Here is a 1698-nt window from a genome sequence, read left to right on the forward strand (position 1 = left end):
AATTTCATTTAAGATAGTGTTTATAGGTCGTTTTAACTCTTTTGCTATCTTATAAGGTGAAAAGCCATCTTTTAGACGAAGCTGGATAAGCATACGTTCTTCAAAATTCAAATGTTTATTTTTACGTAGTTCTGTGTTATTATTTGGGTAGTCCATAGTGATTATCCTCCGTGTATGTTTTTTGTTTAGAGATTAAATCATAACACAGAATAATCCACTATGGATTTTTTATTAGTTCAATTTCATTTTACAACAGGTCAAAATATTCATATTCAGAATTAAAGGAATTATTTGATAATGCAAAAACAAAAGAAGAACAAGATTTCTATATGAGTATGGCTAATCTAGTTCTTCAAAGAGAACAAAGAAGAGTTATAAAGGAAATAACTGTCTAATGAGGAATATATTGAAAAAAGGATTAATACTGATGAAATGGTTGCAAGAGTTGGATCATGGCAGGATAACAATCTTCAAATTAAAGTAGGTAGAGAAGCTGTTAAAATGATTAATTATTATATGAAAAATGATATTTCATTTCATCAAGAAACTACTTTAGCTGGTAAGAGTATAATCAATAATATAAAGAAGGCAAAAGAAAAAGGGTTTTTTGTAGTTATGAATTATATAGGTCTTGAGAATTCTGAAATAGCAAAAGAAAGAGTCAGGTTCAGGGTATCAAAAGGTGGTCATGGAATCCCAGATGAAGTAATAGAGAAGAGATATGCTGAATCATTATTAAATTTGAAAGACGCTATTAATATTTGTGATGAGGTTAATATTTATGATAATACAAATGAATTTATACAACTTATAAATATTAAGAATGGAACATTAATTTGGAGAGATAAGATTATGCCTGAATGGGCAAAAACAATATTGAAATAAATATAGGTTTAAAGGAATAAAAGGCTGTATTATTCACAAAAATGAATAGTATGGCCTTTTTATAGTGGAATGTATCGGAAATAATACATCTAAGGATGATTTAGTTATGTATATTTTATTTATGTTGAAGTAATCAATACCTTCTATTTTAACTTGCTGAGGCTTAGGTAATAAGGAATGTAAGAATTAAAGAGGACAATAAACATTATAAAATCAAATGTTTATTGTCTTTTTTAATATCACTTTATTAGAATTACAATTCTATATGGAAACTCCAAGATCTGTAGATTATGGAGCTAAAATACTTAAAGTTATACATAATGTGAGAGAATTGGAACATAATTAAAAGATCCTAAGCATCATAGATAATATGTTCAACGCTTGATTTGATAAAGATAAGAAAAATGATGGCAAGTATAAGCAATGCATATATGATTATCAATTGTTACAATTATGAATCATATATTTGCGTATTATATTTTATGGGACTCTAGATAGTTTTGTGTTATTAACACATTTATCATTAAAATATTACTGGAAATTTTGTTTTCTGGTAATATTTTTTTATTTTTAGTAAATACTAAAAATATGTTTTGTATTCACTTATAGTATTAGGGCGTGTCTGAAAACAGAAATTTGTACAAAATTTAATTTTTAGGTAAAATAAAAGAAAAAACTTAGAGGTAACTATTATGGCACAAAAACGTTATGAAATATCTGATGAACAATGGAATCAAATAAAGGATTTATTTTCAGTAGCAAAAACCGGACGTCCTCCAATGGATAATAGGCTGATGTTCAACGTAATTTTTT

Annotated in this window: 1 protein-coding gene and 1 pseudogene; one reads left to right on the forward strand and one right to left on the reverse strand. The window is 26.7% G+C overall.

The features are described 5' to 3' along the window. Nucleotides 1–156: helix-turn-helix domain-containing protein (locus CLPUN_RS06675; RefSeq protein ID WP_143328945.1), on the reverse strand; the 156-nt coding region annotated here is incomplete at its 3' end. Between the two features lie 237 nt (nt 157–393). Here CLPUN_RS06675 and CLPUN_RS06680 point away from each other — a divergent pair. After that, nucleotides 394–885, forward strand: a pseudogene (locus tag CLPUN_RS06680) (ATPase); the annotation flags it as partial. Nucleotides 886–1698: the final 813 nt, after the last annotated feature.

Source organism: Clostridium puniceum (assembly GCF_002006345.1).
GTDB classification, from domain to species: domain Bacteria; phylum Bacillota; class Clostridia; order Clostridiales; family Clostridiaceae; genus Clostridium; species Clostridium puniceum.